This is a genomic window from Pseudomonas sp. BGI-2 (assembly GCF_004310295.1).
Lineage (GTDB): Bacteria > Pseudomonadota > Gammaproteobacteria > Pseudomonadales > Pseudomonadaceae > Aquipseudomonas.
In genome coordinates this window covers 76,742-91,519 of the sequence record NZ_SISB01000009.1, presented here as the reverse complement: position 1 = coordinate 91,519, position 14,778 = coordinate 76,742, and the positions used below count along the sequence as shown (strand labels likewise).

Genomic DNA, 14,778 nt, shown 5'->3' with positions numbered 1-14,778 from the left:
TCGAACACATCGGGTTGGGTCGACCTGGAACCGGCTCATGCCAGTCCGCATCGAAGCAAGCTTAGACCCGAATGTGGTGAACCGAAAGGAGGACCATCGGAGGGGTGCGACACTTGGTCGCAAAGAGGCAGGGAACTGCCGCATCCGGGAGAATGCGGCAGTAGAGCGGTCGAGATTTATTCGCGTTTGCCTTCAGCTTGCAAACGCTCGGTGCTCAAACCGTGAGACAAGCTGTAGACGTAAGCGGCCAGCAGTTGCACCTTGTCGTTGCCGAGCAATTCGTTCTGCGCTGGCATATGACCCTGACGGCCATGACGAATGGTCTGTTGCAATTGCGCCAGGCTGGTTCCGTAAATGAATCCGGCCGGTTGCGTCAGATTCGGCGCCCCCATGGCTTCAGTGCCCTGGCCGTTTGCCCCATGACAGGCTACGCAGGTGGTGCTGAACGCTTGCTGTCCGGCTTGCAGATCGGCGGTGCTGTCCGCGGGCAGTGGCAGGCCGGCCAATTCATGACGCACATACGCGGCAACGTTTTTCACGCCGGCATCACCGAGGATTTCACCCCAAGCCGGCATTGCCGCTACGCGACCACCCATGATCGTGGTCTTGATCATCTCGGCATCACCGCCCCAGCGCCAGTTGCTGTCGGCCAGGTTCGGGAAGCCGAAGGCACCCTTGGCATCCGAGCCGTGGCACACCGAGCAGTTGGACGCGAACAGGCGACCACCCATTTTCAGCGCTTGCGGGTCCTTGGCCACTTCTTCAACGGGCATGGCGGCGAATTTGGCGAAGATCGGTCCGAACTTCGCGTCCGCCTTGTTCATCTCCTTTTCCCATTCGTGGACGCCCGTCCAGCCGTCCTCGTAACCCGGCAGGACGCCTTTCCAGTTGCCCAGGCCCGGATAAAGGATCAGGTAACCCACGGCAAACACCAGCGTGCCGGCGAACAGCATGAACCACCACTGCGGCAGCGGATTGTCGTACTCCTCGATGCCGTCGAAGCTGTGGCCCATGGTCTGGTCGACGCTGCCCTTGGTTTCGCCCTTGCGGGTGCCGATCAGCAGCCAGGTCAGGCCGATCAGGCTGCCGATGGTCAGTACGCAGATCCACGTACTCCAGAAGGTGGTCATGGCCGGGTACTCCTTGTTGTTGCGGGTTCTTGGGTGCTGTCGGGTTGTGGTTCGTCGGCGAACGGCAGCAGGCGCGCTTCGGCGAATTCCGGGCCGCGCTTGCTGTTGAACACCCACAGGGTCAGGCCGACGAATGCCACGAACACCACGACAGTGCCGAGGCCGCGGATCAGGCCCGTGCTCATTTCAAAGACCATGGCTCACCTCTTGCTCTTGATCGCAGTGCCGAGCACTTGCAGGTAAGAAACCAGGGCGTCCATTTCAGTCTTGCCCTTGATGCTGGACACCGCGCCGCTGATGTCGTCGTCGGTGTACGGCACGCCGAGGGTGCGCATGACCTTGAGCTTGGTTTCGGTGCTGCTGCTGTCCACCGGTTGGGTGACCAGCCATGGGTAGGCCGGCATCTTCGATTCCGGTACCACGTTGCGCGGGTTGTACAAGTGCGCACGGTGCCAGTCATCCGAGTAGCGCCCGCCGACCCGGGCCAGGTCCGGACCGGTGCGTTTGGAGCCCCAGAGGAACGGGTGATCCCAGACGCTCTCGCCCGCCACCGAGTAGTGCCCGTAACGTTCGGTTTCGGCGCGAAACGGGCGGATCATCTGCGAGTGGCACTGCACGCAGCCTTCACGGATGTAGATGTCGCGACCTTCCAGTTGCAGCGCGGTGTAGGGTTTCATGCCTTCCACCGGTTTATTGGTCACGTCCTGGAAGAACAGCGGGACGATCTGGGTCAGACCGCCGATGCTCACGGCCAGGACCATCAGCAGCATCAGCAGGCCGACGTTTTTCTCGATTGTTTCGTGTTTCATGGCGGACTCCTCAGGCCATCTGCGCGGCAGCGGCGACTTCGGCAGGCTGCGAGGCCCGCACGGTGCGCCAGGTGTTGTAAGCCATCAGGAACATGCCGCTGAGGAAGATCGCACCGCCCACCAGCCGCACGACGAAGCCTGGGTGGCTGGCCACCAGGGTTTCGACGAAGGAGTAGGTCAGCGTGCCGTCTTCGTTGACTGCACGCCACATCAGGCCCTGGGCGATGCCGTTGACCCACATGGACGCGATGTACAGCACGGTGCCGATGGTGGCGAGCCAGAAGTGCGCGTTGATCAGGCCGATGCTGTGCATCTGCGGGCGACCGAAGATTTTCGGGATCATGTGGTACAGCGCGCCGATGGAAATCATCGCGACCCAGCCGAGTGCCCCGGCGTGAACGTGGCCGATGGTCCAGTCGGTGTAGTGGGAGAGGGCGTTGACCGTCTTGATCGCCATCATCGGCCCTTCAAAGGTCGACATGCCGTAGAAAGCCAGCGATACCACGAGGAAGCGCAGGATCGGGTCGCTGCGCAACTTATGCCAGGCGCCCGAGAGGGTCATCATCCCGTTAATCATCCCGCCCCAGCTTGGCGCCAGCAGGATCAGCGACATCACCATGCCCAGCGACTGCGCCCAGTCCGGCAACGCGGTGTAGTGCAAATGGTGCGGGCCGGCCCAGATGTACAGGGTGATCAGCGCCCAGAAGTGCACGATCGACAAGCGATAGGAATACACCGGACGCTCGGCCTGTTTCGGCACGAAGTAGTACATCATCCCGAGAAAACCGGCGGTGAGGAAAAAGCCTACGGCGTTGTGTCCGTACCACCACTGAACCATGGCATCGGTCGCACCCGCGTACACCGAGTAGGACTTGGTGAAACTCACCGGCAGCTCAAGGTTGTTGACGATGTGCAGAATCGCCACGGTGATGATGAATGCACCGAAGAACCAGTTGCCGACGTAGATGTGCTTGGTCTTGCGATTCGCCAGCGTGCCGAAGAACACCACGGCGTAGGCGACCCAGACGATGGTGATCAAAATGTCGATCGGCCATTCCAGCTCGGCGTATTCCTTGGAGCTGGTGTAACCCAGCGGCAAGCTGATGGCCGCCAGCAGGATCACCACTTGCCAGCCCCAGAAGCAGAACGCGGCGATTTTCGGTGCGAACAGTTGCGTTTGGCAGGTGCGTTGCACCGAATAGAACGAACTGGCGAACAGGGCGCAACCGCCGAAGGCGAAGATCACTGCGTTGGTGTGCAGCGGGCGCAAGCGGCCGAAACTGGTCCACGGTAAATCGAAGTTGAGTTCAGGCCAGACCAATTGAGCCGCGAGAAAAACCCCGAGCCCCATGCCGACGATGCCCCACACCACCGTCATAATGGCGAATTGGCGGACCACCTTGTAGTTGTAGGCGGTACTGATAGAAGTGTTCATGGTTCCCCATCCACGGTTCAGCCGAAGTGAGCACGCTTGCAACAAAAAGGCAGCGCGTCCTTCGCCTGGAGTTATAGGCAGACTAAAAGCGAGGCAAGCATGGACAAACAGCACAAGGCCAGTATTGACGGGGATCAATGGGCGCAGTGTGTGCGGGATCACGGATGGTTGTGGAATGCCGCCTCAGGACCTGCATCGGCAACGCTGATCCTCGCCCATGGTGCCGGCGCACCGATGGACAGTGGCTGGATGAACGACATGGCTGCACGCCTCGCCGATCAAGGCATCAACGTACTGCGCTTCGAGTTTCCGTACATGGCGCAACGGCGTGTTGACGGGGGCAACCGTCCACCGAATCCGGCGCCGAAACTGCAGGAATGCTGGCGTGAGGTGTATGCGGAGGTGCGACGCCATGTCACTGGGCGTTTGGCCATTGGCGGCAAGTCCATGGGCGGGCGGATGGCGAGTTTGCTGGCGGATGAGTTGGGGGCGGATGCACTTGTATGTCTGGGGTATCCGTTTTACGCGGTCGGTAAACCGGAGAAACCCCGGGTCGAGCATTTGGCTGGACTCAAGACTCGGACGTTGATTGTTCAGGGCGAGCGGGATGCGCTGGGCAATCGTGAAGCGGTCGAGGCTTACACGTTGGCGCCGAGTATCGAGGTGTTCTGGCTGGGGGCGGGGGATCATGATTTGAAGCCATTGAAAGCTTCGGGGTTTACCCATGAGCAGCATTTGGCTTCGGCGGTGAGTCGGGTAGCTGCATTTCTCAAATGAGATTTGTGTTGGGCATCAGGGCCTCTTCGCGGGCAAGTCGGATCGCCGCCCGCTCGCTCCTACAGGTTGTCGGTGCTCGGATGAACGGTACCAAACCTGTAGGAGCGAGCGGGCGGCGATCCGACTTGCCTGCGAAGAGGCCCTGACAGGCGCCATCACTTTCAGATTGGCAATAAAAAACCCGGAAGCTTTCGCCGTCCGGGTTCTTTGTTTCCAGCATCAATCAGCGATTAAACCGCTCCACCAACGAATACTGGGTATTCGCCGTCTTCGTCAACTCTTCACTCAATAACGCCGAGTGCTGTGCCTGTTCTGAAGTCTGGTCAGCCAGTTGCGAGATGTTGCTGATGTTGCGGCTGATTTCCTCGGCGACTGCACTTTGCTCTTCGGTCGCGGCAGCGATCTGGGTGGTCATGTCGGTGATGTTGGCCACCGCTTCGCTGATCCCCACCAACGCCTGATCCGCTTCCAATACTCGCGCCACGCCTTCTTCCGCCTGGCGATGCCCGGCTTCCATGGTTTGCACCGCGGTGCTGGCGGTTTGTTGGAGCTTGGCGATCAGGGCGTGAATCTGCCCGGTGGATTCGCTGGTACGTTGTGCCAGTTGGCGCACTTCGTCAGCCACCACCGCAAAACCACGGCCCATCTCGCCGGCACGCGCGGCTTCGATAGCGGCGTTCAGGGCCAGCAGGTTGGTCTGGTCGGCGATGCCTTTGATCACATCGACCACGCCGCCGATTTCGTCGCTGTCCTTGGCCAGTTGGGTCACGGTCAGCCCGGTTTCACCGACCACCGCCGACAAGCGCTGGATGGCTTCACGAGTTTCGCCGGCGATGTCGCGGCCGCGACCGGTCAGGCGATTGGCTTCCTGGGTGGCGTCGGCGGTACGTTGTACGTGGCTAGCGACTTCCTGGGTGGTGGCGGCCATCTGATTGACGGCGGTGGCCACTTGCTCGGTTTCGACCCGTTGACGTTCCAGGCCAGTGGAGCTGTTGTGGGCCAGGGCGTCGGACTGTTTGGCTTGCTCGGTCAGGTGCTCGGCGGTGTCCTGCAGGCGGGTCAGGCAGGTTTTCAGGCGCGCTTCCTGGCTGAGAATCGACATCTCCAGGCGTGCCTGAGCGCCACGACTGTCGGTGTACATCTGCGCGATCAGCGGGTCGGAGGTGGTCTGCTCGGCCAGGCGCAGCAAGCGCTTGAGGCCACGCTGTTGCCAGCTCAGGCCCAACAGGCCCAACGGCACCGAAAGACCGGCGGCGAGGGCGAAGCCCCACTGGGAGTTGAGGGACGCACCGATCATGAAACTCAGCTGGCTGACCAGAATGAACGGCAGCCAGTCCTGAAGCACCGGCAACCATTTGTCTGTCGAAGGGACGGCCGACTTGCCCTGGTTGATGCGTTGGTAGAGCGCTTCGGCACGGCGGATCTGCTCGGCGGTGGGTTTGACCCGCACCGATTCGTAACCGATCACCTGATTGCCTTCGAAAACCGGAGTGACATAGGCGTTAACCCAGTAGTGGTCACCGGTCTTGCAGCGATTCTTGACAATGCCCATCCATGGCAAGCCTTGTTTCAGTGTGCCCCACATGTGCGCGAACACCGCGGCCGGGACGTCGGGGTGACGGACCAGGTTATGCGGCGCACGGATCAGCTCCTCACGGGAAAACCCGCTGATTTCGACAAAGGCGTCGTTGCAGTAGGTGATCACGCCTTTGGCATCGGTGGTGGAAATCAACCGTTGCTGAGCCGGGAAGGTCCGTTCGCGTTGTGTGGTGGGCTGGTTGTTACGCATGGCTTTTTCAATCCGCAAGGCTTTGAGAGGTTGTCGGCGGCGTCAGGATTTTATTGAAATTATTTTTCAATAATCAGCGGCGCGTCGCAAAACGGCCATTGCATCAGCCGGCGAGCATCGGGTAGGTGAACAGTGCGAAATGCAGCAGGTTCAAGCCGAAATGGGTGGCGATGGCCGCCCCCAAACCGCCAAAACGGTAGGCCAGACCATAGCCGATACCTGCCAGACTCGCCAGCAGCACCCATTGCCAACCCGCCCCCACATGCACCAGACCGAACAACAGCGACGCAAGCAGCAACGCCAGGTTTTCACCGTAGGGCAGGTTTTTGAACTGCCGACTCAGACCGCCCTGGATATAACCGCGAAACAGCGCTTCCTCCACCAGCGTGACCAGCAGCAGATTGTTCAGCACCCACAACCCGGCTTGATCCGGCCACTTCGGTGCCCAACTGATCACACCCAGCACAAGTGCGCCGCCCAAGGCCAGCACGGTGCTCAGGGTCAGGGCGAGTGCCGTGGCATAAGCCGAAAGGCGCAGGGAGCGCCGGCCGACAATCCAAGGGCACACCAGTAACAGCCAGAAGCCGATCAGGGGTTTGTCCTGATTCAGGTACATGGAAAACGGCACTGCATCATCGGTGAAGCGTTGCGGATCGATGCCTCGACCGTTGTAGAAACCCGGCAGCCAGTGCATCGCCAGCGCCAAGGCCAGGAAGATGAACAAGCCGTGGCCTAGGAAGCGAGCGATGGGCAGCTTTTGTTGGCGGACGGCGAAACCGGCGACCAGTAGCAGCGCGACGGAGATGCCGGCCAGCCAGCCGAGTTGGCCGTAAGTCAGAGCGAGGGCGTAACCGAGGGAGAGAAGGGCCAGGTAGATCCATGGCAGGGCAATCATGTGAAGTCCTTGTGTCCAGAAATTTGCGTGGCGCCGCGGTCCCTTGTAGGAGTGAGCCTGCTCGCGATAGCGGAGTGTCAGTCAACGATGATTTTGAGTGTTATGGCCTCATCGTCGAAACTCCACCCGGAGCAAGCTCGCTCCCACATGACACAAACAAAAACACCGCCCGAAGGCGGTGTCCGTGTCAGCAGGCGGTTACGACGCAATCAACTGCCGCAACACGTAATGCAAAATCCCCCCCGACTTGAAGTACTCCACTTCATTGAGCGTATCGATTCGGCACAACACCTCGACTTTCTCGCGGCTTCCATCCTCGCGGGTGATGATGAGTGTCAGGTTCATCCGTGGCGTCAACTCCACGCCAGTCAAACCCAGGATATCCAGCGTCTCCTTGCCGGTCAGGTTCAGGCTCTTGCGGTTCTGATCCAGCTTGAACTGCAATGGCAGCACGCCCATGCCCACCAGGTTGGAGCGGTGAATCCGCTCGAAGCTTTCAGCGATCACCGCTTTCACACCCAGCAGATTGGTGCCCTTGGCCGCCCAGTCGCGGCTTGAGCCGGTGCCGTATTCTTGACCGGCGATCACCACCAGCGGCGTTCCCGCCGCTTGATAACGCATGGCCGCGTCGTAGATCGGCATCCTTTCCCCGGTCGGAATGTAAATCGTGTTGCCGCCTTCTTCGCCGCTGAGCATCTCGTTGCGAATGCGGATGTTGGCGAAGGTGCCGCGCATCATCACTTCGTGGTTGCCGCGACGCGAACCGTAGGAGTTGAAGTCCCGTGGTTCCACGCCTTTCTCGCGCAGGTAATGACCGGCCGGGCTGTCGGCCTTGATGTTGCCGGCGGGGGAGATGTGGTCGGTGGTCACCGAATCGCCGAGCAGCGCAAGGACCCTGGCACCGGCGACGTCCTTGACCACGGGCGGCGGGCCGCCGATGTCATCGAAGAACGGCGGATGCTGGATGTAGGTCGAATCATCCTGCCAGACATAGGTCGCCGCTTGCGGCACTTCAATCGCTTGCCATTGCTCGTCGCCGGCAAACACTTCGGCGTATTCCTTGTGGAACATGGCGGTGTTGACCTGATTCACCGCGTCGGCAATCTCTTGGGTGCTCGGCCAAACATCCCGCAAGTACACAGGATTGCCGTCCTTGTCGTTGCCCAATGGCTCGCTGCTGATGTCGGTCCGCACCGTACCGGCCAGCGCATAGGCCACGACCAGGGGAGGGGACGCCAGCCAGTTGGTTTTCACCAGCGGATGCACCCGACCTTCGAAGTTACGATTGCCCGACAGTACCGAGGCGACAGTCAGATCGGCAGCCTGGATGGCTTTTTCGATCGGCTCCGCCAAGGGACCGGAGTTGCCGATGCAGGTGGTGCAGCCGTAGCCGACCAGGGCAAAACCCAACTCATCCAGGTACTGGGTCAGGCCGGCAGCCTTGTAGTAGTCGGTGACCACTTTCGAGCCTGGGGCCAGCGAACTCTTGACCCACGGTTTGCGCTTGAGGCCTTTCTCCACCGCTTTTTTTGCCACCAGCCCGGCGGCCATCATCACGCTCGGGTTGGAAGTGTTGGTGCAGGAGGTGATCGCGGCGATCACCACCGCGCCGTTTTTCAATCGATAGATCTGGCCGTCGTATTCGTAGTCGGCTTCACCGGCCAGGTCGGCATTGCCTACCGCGACACCGCCGCCGCCTTCGCTTTCGAGGCGACCGACTTCCTTGCTGGTGGGTTTGAATTGCAGGTCGATGAAATCACTGAACGCTTGCGCGACATTCGGCAGCGAGACCCGGTCCTGTGGGCGTTTCGGCCCGGCCAGGCTGGCTTCGACGCTGCCCATGTCCAACGCCAGCGTGTCGGTGAACACCGGTTCCTGGCCCAGCAGGCGCCACAGGCCCTGGGCTTTGCTGTAGGCCTCGACCAGTTTCACGGTTTCATGTGGGCGACCGGACAGGCGCAGGTACTCCAGCGTGATGTCGTCCACCGGGAAGAAGCCGCAGGTGGCGCCGTATTCAGGGGCCATGTTGGCGATGGTCGCGCGGTCGGCCAGCGGCAGATCGGCGAGGCCGTCACCGTAGAACTCGACGAATTTGCCGACCACGCCTTTCTTGCGCAGCATCTGTGTGACGGTCAGCACCAGGTCGGTGGCGGTGATGCCTTCCTTGAGCTTGCCGGTGAGTTTGAAGCCGATCACTTCCGGAATCAGCATCGACACTGGCTGGCCGAGCATCGCCGCTTCCGCTTCAATCCCGCCGACGCCCCAGCCGAGTACGCCGAGGCCATTGATCATGGTGGTGTGGGAATCAGTGCCGACCAAGGTGTCCGGGAAGGCGTAGGTGCGGCCGTCCTCGTCCTTGGTCCAGACCGTGCGACCGAGGTATTCCAGATTGACCTGGTGGCAAATGCCCGTGCCCGGCGGCACCACGCTGAAGTTGTCGAAGGCGCTCTGGCCCCAGCGCAGGAACGCATAACGTTCTCCGTTGCGCTGCATTTCGATGTCGACGTTCTGTTCGAAGGCGCTGGAACTGCCGAATTTGTCGACCATCACCGAGTGGTCGATCACCAGGTCCACCGGCGACAACGGGTTGATGCGCTGCGGATCGCCGCCGGCCTTGGCCATGGCCGCACGCATGGCGGCCAGGTCGACCACCGCGGGAACACCGGTAAAGTCCTGCATTAATACCCGCGCGGGGCGGTATTGAATTTCACGGTCGGAGCGACGCTCCTTGAGCCAGGCGGCAATCGCCCGAAGGTCAGCGCCGGTGACAGTTTTTTCATCTTCCCAGCGCAGCAGGTTTTCCAGCAGCACTTTCAACGACATCGGCAGCTTGTCCAGATCGCCCAGGCTTTTGGCGGCATCCGGCAAGCTGAAATAGTGATAGGTCTTGTCGTCGATTTGTAAGGTTTTAAGGGTTTTCAGGCTATCGAGGGACGGCATTGAAATGACTCCTTTGGGTCCGCACGGCTACGGACTGAGGGAACGAACTGAGGTTTAAACCTAGTCCTGTTTGATGCTTAAGGCTAATTACTGGACTCTATGGCCAAGTCCAAGGTTCCGAACTCGGCTATCATGCGCCGGTTTTCGTGACAGGCTTTGCTACAGGGCAAGTTTGCGCATCGATTCATTGCCGATTGCCCAGGAGATTCAATGAACACCCTCTTTATGCATTGCCGGCCGGGCTTCGAAGGCGAAGTCTGTTCCGAGATTTCCGAACACGCTGCGCGGCTGAACGTGGCCGGTTATGCCAAGGCCAAGACCGCCAGCGCCTGCGCCGAATTCATCTGCACCGAAGAAGACGGCGCCGAGCGCCTGATGCGCGGCCAGCGTTTCGCCGAGCTGATCTTCCCGCGCCAATGGGCCCGCGGGATTTTCATCGACCTGCCGGAAACCGACCGCATCAGCGTGATCCTCGCCCACATGGCGGACTTCCCGCTGTGCGGCAGCCTGTGGCTGGAGATGGTCGACACCAACGATGGCAAGGAACTGTCGAACTTCTGCAAGAAATTCGAAGGCCACCTGCGCAAAGCGCTGATGGCGGCCGGCAAGTTGGTCGAAGATGCGCATAAACCACGCCTGCTGCTGACCTTCAAAAGCGGCCGTGAAGTGTTCATGGGCCTGGCAGAGTCCAACAATTCGGCAATGTGGCCGATGGGCATTCCGCGGCTGAAGTTTCCCCGTGAAGCGCCGAGCCGTTCGACGCTGAAGCTGGAAGAAGCGTGGCACCACTTCATCCCCCGCGACCAGTGGGATGAACGCTTGCACAGCGACATGACCGGCGTCGACCTCGGTGCCGCACCCGGCGGCTGGACCTGGCAACTGGTCAACCGCGGCATGCTGGTGACCGCGATCGACAACGGCCCGATGGCCGAAAGCCTGATGGACACCGGTCTGGTGCAACACTTGATGGCCGACGGTTTCACCTTCAAGCCGCGGCAGCCGGTGGACTGGATGGTTTGCGACATCGTCGAGAAACCGGCGCGCAACGCCGCGATGCTGGAAGAATGGATTGGCGAGGGGCATTGCCGCGAAGCGGTGGTCAACCTGAAGTTGCCGATGAAACAGCGTTACGCCGAAGTGAAACGCTTGCTGGAGCGCATTGCCGAGGGGTTCAAGGAACGCGGGATTCGGGTCGAGATCGGCTGCAAACAGCTGTATCACGACCGTGAAGAAGTAACCTGCCACTTGCGCCGGATTGACGTTAAGAAACCCAAGTCCCGCTAATGCACACTGCTTACCCCCGTATATGCGGGGCGCCACACAACCCTGTAGGAGCGAGGCTTGCCCGCGAAGCTTTTGGCGTCTTCAAGGACGCCTTCGCGGGCAAGCCTCGCTCCTACAAGGGCGGGGGCGGTGTACGACACAGATGACCGAACACCCGGCAATACGCGACAATGCCGGCAGTTTCAGGAGTGAATCATGAGTGAAATGATTGATACGCCGGTAGACGGCACCCTCGACGCCACCGGCCTCAACTGCCCGGAACCGGTGATGATGCTGCACCAGCACATCCGGGACCTGGCACCCGGCGGCCTGCTCAAAGTGATCGCGACTGACCCATCGACCCGTCGCGACATTCCCAAGTTTTGCGTGTTTCTGGATCACGAACTGGTCGGGCAGCATGAAGAGGCAGGCACCTACCTCTACTGGATCCGCAAAAAACTCGCTTAACCCGCCGAATGACTGATGCGGATCCGCTTGCGTGCACTGCGCGTCAGGCGGATCGACAGCATCAGCGCCGCGCAACTCAAGCCCACGATCAAACCCTGCCACAGCCCGCTCGGGCCGCTCGGCGTGCCGAACCAGTCGGTCAGGCCCAGCGCGTAACCCACCGGCAAACCGATCCCCCAGTAGGCGAACAGCGTCAGGATCATCGTCACCCGAGTGTCCTGATAACCACGCAACGCGCCGGCCGCAGTGACCTGGATCGCATCGGAAAACTGGAACAGCGCCGAATACACGATCAACATTGCCGCCACTCGAATCACCGTCGGGTCGGCGGTGTAGATCGTTGCGATGTGTTCGCGCAACAACAGCATCATGCTCGCCGAAATACACGCATACGCCAGCGCCGTGCCCATGCCGACACCCGCGGCGAAGCGGGCTTCACGCGGCTCCTGACGACCGAGCGCCTGGCCGACCCGCACGGTCACGGCCATGCCGAGGGAGTAGGGGATCATGAACACCAGCGAGCTGAAGTTCAGGGCGATCTGGTGTCCTGCAACCACGGTGGCGCCGAGGCTGCCGATCAGCAGGGCGATCACGGCGAAGATGCTCGACTCGGCGAACACTGCTATGCCGATGGGCAGGCCGATGCCCAGCAGGCGTTTGATCACCGACCATTGCGGCCAGTCGAAACGGCTGAACAACTGGCTCGACTGATAGGCCGGTGCCCAGCGCTCCCAGCCGGCCATGCCCAGCGCCATGACCCACATCACAATCGCCGTGGCCCAGCCGCACCCGACACCGCCCATGGCCGGCACACCGAAGTGGCCATAAATGAAGATGTAGTTCAGCGGGATGTTCAGCGCCAACCCGCACAGGCCGAGGACCATCGCCGGGCGCGTACGCCCCAGGCCGTCACTGAAACAGCGCAGCACATGATAGAAGGCGACGGCGGGCAGGCCGCTGGCGATGCCGTGCAGGTATTGCATGCACGGGCCGATCAGTTCGGGATCGACCTTCATCATGTGCAGGATCGGTTCGGCACTGAACAGCATGCCAGTCGCCATCAAACCCACCACCAAGGCCAGCCATAACGCCTGGCGTACGATCGGACCGATTTCGCTGTGCGTACCGGCGCCAAAGCGCTGGGCAACTTTCGGGGTGGTGGCCAGCAAGGTGCCGGTCATCAACAGAAACACCGGAACCCAGATCGAGTTGCCGAGCGCCACGGCCGCCAGGTCCCGCGGGCCGACCCGGCCCGCCATCACCGCATCGACAAAGCCCATGGCGGTGGTCGCCAGTTGCGCGATCATGATCGGCAACGCCAGGCCGAGCAGGTTTTTCAGCTCCAGGCGAACCCGGGCCGGGCGGGTGAGGGAAATAGCGGCGGGGCGGTCAGTCACGGAATTCAAGGGCGAAACGTCCAGAGATTTTGATGCACGAGGCGGCGCATTCTACGCCTTGACGCAGTGGTCAGGAAAAGTCCTGTGTTACCTATTTGTAATTGCCTTTGAAGTGCTGCGATCCCCTGTGGTGAGGGGATTTATCCCCGTTCGGCTGCGAAGCAGTCGCCAAACCAGTGCACGCGGAGTGTCTGCAATAACGCGGATTCAGGAACAGGGGCCGCTTCGCAGCCCAACGGGGATAAATCCCCTCACCACAAGGACCGTGGTGATCCTTAATGCCCGCTGGTCCACTACAGGCATCTGCGCCTACACTGCCGATCCGCCAAAGGAGCCTGCCATGCTGATTGTTGCCGACGAAAATATCCCGCTGCTCGATGCCTTCTTCGAAGGGTTCGGCGAAATCCGCCGGGTGCCGGGACGTTCCATCGACCGCGCTACCGTCGAGCAGGCCGATGTGCTGCTGGTGCGTTCGGTGACCAACGTCAATCGCGCGTTGCTCGAAGGCAGCAAGGTGCGCTTTGTCGGCACCTGCACCATCGGCACTGATCACCTGGATCTGGATTACTTTCAGCAGGCCGGCATTGCCTGGTCCAGCGCGCCCGGCTGCAATGCCCGGGGCGTGGTCGACTATGTGCTCGGCAGTTTGCTGACCCTGGCCGAAATCGAAGGCGCTGACCTGACTCGGCGCACTTACGGCGTGGTCGGTGCCGGTGAAGTCGGCGGTCGACTGGTCAACGTCTTGAAGGGCCTGGGCTGGAACGTGCTGGTCTGTGATCCGCCAAGACAAGCCGCTGAAGGTGGCGATTACGTCAGCCTCGAACAGATCATCGAGCAGTGTGACGTCATCAGCCTGCACACCCCGTTGAAGAAACACGGCGCTCAGTCGACCTGGCATCTGTTCGATAAAAATCGTCTGAACCAACTCAAGCCGGGCACCTGGCTGATCAACGCCAGTCGTGGCCCGGTGGTGGACAACGCTGCGCTGCGCCAGGTGTTGTTGCAGCGCGAAGACCTGCAAGCGGTACTCGACGTTTGGGAAGGCGAGCCTGAAGTCGATGTGGCGCTGGCCGAACTCTGCGTGCTGGCGACGCCGCACATTGCCGGCTACAGCCTCGATGGCAAGCAGCGAGGGACGGCGCAGATCTATCAGGCGTATTGCGAATCTATCGGGCAACCGGCCCAGGTCAGCTTGAGCGATTTACTGCCGGCACCGTGGTTGTCGCAAGTGACCCTGAACGCTGAAAGCGATCCGGCCTGGGCGCTGGCGATGCTGTGCCGCGGCGTGTACGACCCGCGCCGGGACGATGCGGATTTCCGACGCAGCCTTGTAGGCAATGTGAGCGAGCAGCGTGCGGCGTTTGATGCGTTGCGCAAGCATTACCCGCAGCGGCGGGAGATTGATGGGTTGGCAGTGCGGATTGAGGGCGAGTCGGCTGAGTTGCAGAAGATTGTGGCGGCTTTGGGCGCTACGACTGTCTGAATATCGAGTTGGCCCTTTCGCGGGCAAGCCTCGCTCCTACAGGATTTGGGTGTTCGCTAAACAGGCGGACGACGCCAACCTTGTAGGAGCGTGGCTGCCCGCGAAAGGGCCGCACCGCAATTCCCGGATAAGCACCCATAAAAAACCCGGCCATCAGGGCCGGGTCAAGAAGACGGTGGCTATATCACTTTTGTTCGGCAGGCTTGACCAATCGCTGCTCCAGTTCGCGGCAAGCGTCCTGGATCATGCCTTCAGTGATCGGTACTTCGCGCCCTTCCTTATCGATAATCGAGCAACCCAGAGACTGGTTTGGCTGCGTGCGGATCACTTCAATTTTGTCTTCGCTGCTGTTTTGCAAGGACATGGCCTGTCTCCTCATCAGGTTGTGTGCT

The 14,778-nt window shown here is 60.9% G+C and carries 13 protein-coding genes; 4 read left to right on the top strand and 9 right to left on the bottom strand.

Features of this window, described 5'->3' with window-relative positions:
* Positions 1 to 176 precede the first annotated feature (176 nt).
* The 4 genes from ccoP to ccoN are packed head-to-tail and all read right to left on the bottom strand — an operon-like array spanning position 177 to position 3,374.
* Positions 177 to 1,130 (bottom strand): cytochrome-c oxidase, cbb3-type subunit III, encoded by a 954-nt coding sequence (ccoP, locus tag EYC95_RS08605; RefSeq protein ID WP_131059968.1) that lies wholly within the window; start codon positions 1,128 to 1,130, stop codon positions 177 to 179.
* Entirely contained in the window at positions 1,127 to 1,327 is a 201-nt protein-coding gene (locus EYC95_RS08600; RefSeq protein WP_131059967.1) for a cbb3-type cytochrome c oxidase subunit 3, read from the bottom strand. Before EYC95_RS08600 ends, ccoP begins: the two co-directional genes overlap by 4 nt.
* Before the next feature lie 3 nt (positions 1,328 to 1,330).
* Positions 1,331 to 1,939, bottom strand: coding sequence for a cytochrome-c oxidase, cbb3-type subunit II (gene ccoO, locus EYC95_RS08595; RefSeq protein ID WP_131059966.1), 609 nt, complete (start codon positions 1,937 to 1,939; stop codon positions 1,331 to 1,333).
* A gap of 10 nt (positions 1,940 to 1,949) precedes the next feature.
* On the bottom strand, positions 1,950 to 3,374 hold the full coding sequence (ccoN, locus tag EYC95_RS08590) for a cytochrome-c oxidase, cbb3-type subunit I (RefSeq protein WP_131059965.1): 1,425 nt from the start codon (positions 3,372 to 3,374) through the stop codon (positions 1,950 to 1,952).
* 99 nt (positions 3,375 to 3,473) lie between these two features.
* Here ccoN and EYC95_RS08585 point away from each other — a divergent pair, with 99 nt between their 5' ends.
* Positions 3,474 to 4,151, top strand: a complete 678-nt coding sequence (locus EYC95_RS08585) for an alpha/beta family hydrolase (RefSeq protein ID WP_131059964.1) — start codon at positions 3,474 to 3,476, stop codon at positions 4,149 to 4,151.
* 223 nt (positions 4,152 to 4,374) lie between these two features.
* On the opposite strand, the gene EYC95_RS08580 is transcribed toward EYC95_RS08585, so the two are convergent.
* The 3 genes from EYC95_RS08580 to acnA form a co-directional block, all read right to left on the bottom strand.
* Entirely contained in the window at positions 4,375 to 5,940 is a 1,566-nt protein-coding gene (locus EYC95_RS08580; protein ID WP_131059963.1) for a PAS domain-containing methyl-accepting chemotaxis protein, read from the bottom strand.
* A gap of 103 nt (positions 5,941 to 6,043) precedes the next feature.
* The gene (locus tag EYC95_RS08575) at positions 6,044 to 6,835 is read right to left on the bottom strand and encodes a CPBP family intramembrane glutamic endopeptidase (RefSeq protein ID WP_131059962.1); all 792 of its coding nucleotides are present in this window, start codon (positions 6,833 to 6,835) and stop codon (positions 6,044 to 6,046) included.
* Between the two features lie 198 nt (positions 6,836 to 7,033).
* Positions 7,034 to 9,775, bottom strand: coding sequence for an aconitate hydratase AcnA (acnA, locus tag EYC95_RS08570; protein ID WP_131059961.1), 2,742 nt, complete (start codon positions 9,773 to 9,775; stop codon positions 7,034 to 7,036).
* Between the two features lie 210 nt (positions 9,776 to 9,985).
* Between acnA and rlmM the strand changes: the two genes are divergently transcribed.
* Together rlmM and tusA are read left to right on the top strand one after the other, a co-directional pair.
* Entirely contained in the window at positions 9,986 to 11,059 is a 1,074-nt protein-coding gene (rlmM, locus tag EYC95_RS08565; protein WP_131059960.1) for a 23S rRNA (cytidine(2498)-2'-O)-methyltransferase RlmM, read from the top strand.
* Positions 11,060 to 11,254: 195 nt separating this feature from the next.
* Positions 11,255 to 11,506, top strand: a complete 252-nt coding sequence (gene tusA / locus EYC95_RS08560; protein ID WP_123403368.1) for a sulfurtransferase TusA — start codon at positions 11,255 to 11,257, stop codon at positions 11,504 to 11,506.
* Here the strand turns inward: tusA and EYC95_RS08555 are convergent.
* Positions 11,503 to 12,912, bottom strand: coding sequence for an MATE family efflux transporter (locus EYC95_RS08555; RefSeq protein ID WP_131059959.1), 1,410 nt, complete (start codon positions 12,910 to 12,912; stop codon positions 11,503 to 11,505). The genes tusA and EYC95_RS08555 overlap by 4 nt on opposite strands.
* Positions 12,913 to 13,243: 331 nt before the next feature.
* Here EYC95_RS08555 and pdxB point away from each other — a divergent pair, with 331 nt between their 5' ends.
* Complete coding sequence (pdxB, locus tag EYC95_RS08550) at positions 13,244 to 14,386, top strand: 4-phosphoerythronate dehydrogenase PdxB (protein WP_131059958.1); 1,143 nt, start codon at positions 13,244 to 13,246, stop codon at positions 14,384 to 14,386.
* 184 nt (positions 14,387 to 14,570) lie between these two features.
* Here pdxB and EYC95_RS08545 read toward each other — a convergent pair whose 3' ends face one another.
* A complete protein-coding gene (locus EYC95_RS08545; RefSeq protein ID WP_131059957.1) occupies positions 14,571 to 14,750 on the bottom strand; it encodes a PA1571 family protein in 180 nt (59 codons plus the stop codon).
* Between the last annotated feature and the right edge of the window lie 28 nt (positions 14,751 to 14,778).

Coding starts and splice junctions, on each gene's coding strand:
- ccoP (WP_131059968.1), bottom strand. CDS start 1,130: ATGACCACCTTCTGGAGTACGTGGATCTGCGTACTGACCATCGGCAGC.
- EYC95_RS08600 (WP_131059967.1), bottom strand. CDS start 1,327: ATGGTCTTTGAAATGAGCACGGGCCTGATCCGCGGCCTCGGCACTGTC.
- ccoO (WP_131059966.1), bottom strand. CDS start 1,939: ATGAAACACGAAACAATCGAGAAAAACGTCGGCCTGCTGATGCTGCTG.
- ccoN (WP_131059965.1), bottom strand. CDS start 3,374: ATGAACACTTCTATCAGTACCGCCTACAACTACAAGGTGGTCCGCCAA.
- EYC95_RS08585 (WP_131059964.1), top strand. CDS start 3,474: ATGGACAAACAGCACAAGGCCAGTATTGACGGGGATCAATGGGCGCAG.
- EYC95_RS08580 (WP_131059963.1), bottom strand. CDS start 5,940: ATGCGTAACAACCAGCCCACCACACAACGCGAACGGACCTTCCCGGCT.
- EYC95_RS08575 (WP_131059962.1), bottom strand. CDS start 6,835: ATGATTGCCCTGCCATGGATCTACCTGGCCCTTCTCTCCCTCGGTTAC.
- acnA (WP_131059961.1), bottom strand. CDS start 9,775: ATGCCGTCCCTCGATAGCCTGAAAACCCTTAAAACCTTACAAATCGAC.
- rlmM (WP_131059960.1), top strand. CDS start 9,986: ATGAACACCCTCTTTATGCATTGCCGGCCGGGCTTCGAAGGCGAAGTC.
- tusA (WP_123403368.1), top strand. CDS start 11,255: ATGAGTGAAATGATTGATACGCCGGTAGACGGCACCCTCGACGCCACC.
- pdxB (WP_131059958.1), top strand. CDS start 13,244: ATGCTGATTGTTGCCGACGAAAATATCCCGCTGCTCGATGCCTTCTTC.
- EYC95_RS08545 (WP_131059957.1), bottom strand. CDS start 14,750: ATGTCCTTGCAAAACAGCAGCGAAGACAAAATTGAAGTGATCCGCACG.